This window comes from Ruegeria sp. BG11 (assembly GCF_056538565.1).
On the sequence record NZ_JBQFTH010000048.1, the window covers coordinates 1 to 990 of the forward strand.

Below are 990 nucleotides of genomic sequence, written 5' to 3' on the forward strand. Positions count from 1 at the left end.
GCCGCGGCGATGAGGAATATCTGGGCGAACCCGTCTCCATGGCCCAACACATGCTGCAAGGGGCCACCATCGCCGAGCAGAACGGCCAGCCTGGAGAAGTCATCGTCGGCGCGTTGTTGCACGACATTGGCCATTACACCTCCGAGTTCGGAACCTACCATCCCGACGATACCGAAGACCGCCATCACGAGGATGCAGGGGCCGAGGTGCTGGAGCAGTTCTTCCCCTCGGTCATCACCGATTGCTGCCGCTATCACGTGGCGGCCAAGCGGTATCTCTGCGCCACCAAGCCCGAGTATTTCCAGCGCTTGTCTGCCGCCTCGGTTCATACGCTGGAACTGCAGGGCGGCCCGATGAGCGAAGAAGAGGTTACCGCATTCGAATCCAACCCAAACCTGAAAGAGATCATTCAGGTGCGCTATCTGGATGAGGCCGGTAAACGCGCGGATATGGAGACTCCCGATTTCGCCCATTTTGCACCCATTGTGCAGCGCATGGTCGACAAACATCTGGGCACGTCATGACTGCACCTGAATACATCTTCGAGGCCAGTTCCAAGCCCTCGTTACCCTGGCACGAAGTTCCTCTGATCCGCGCAACGGAAGAGACGGTCAAAGGCTATGGCTGTCTGGTCGATGACCCCGAGACGTTTGAAATCGAGATCGTCCGCTGGCCGCAACAAGGTTGGCGCCCCATAGACGAAGGCACCGGCGACGAAGGCGGCTGGGTCGAAGGCACGTTCAAATGTGACTGGCGAGGCGACGTGCTGTATGGCGAGAACGAAGCCGTCAAAGGGCATTACGTTCTTGGCTGGTCCACGGATCCGCAAACCGCGCAGACGGATCGGCAAACCGCGCCCCGTGATCAGGTATTGCTCTGGCACATGAACTATCACCCCGATGGCGGACAGATGTTTTGGCCTCTGGACAACAAGCCTTTCATTGTCCCCGCCGCTCTGCCCGGTGACAACCTGACGCCCGACAAGGTGGT

Annotated in this window: 2 protein-coding genes; both read left to right on the plus strand. The window is 59.2% G+C overall.

The genetic code is table 11. The annotated features are described in order from the left end of the window. On the plus strand, positions 1-524 hold a 524-nt coding region (gene tmpB, locus ACR0JF_RS23310), incomplete at its 5' end, for a (R)-1-hydroxy-2-trimethylaminoethylphosphonate oxygenase (protein WP_480670119.1). After that, on the plus strand, positions 521-990 hold a 470-nt coding region (locus ACR0JF_RS23315; RefSeq protein WP_480670121.1), incomplete at its 3' end, for a cupin domain-containing protein. The genes tmpB and ACR0JF_RS23315, both read left to right, overlap by 4 nt.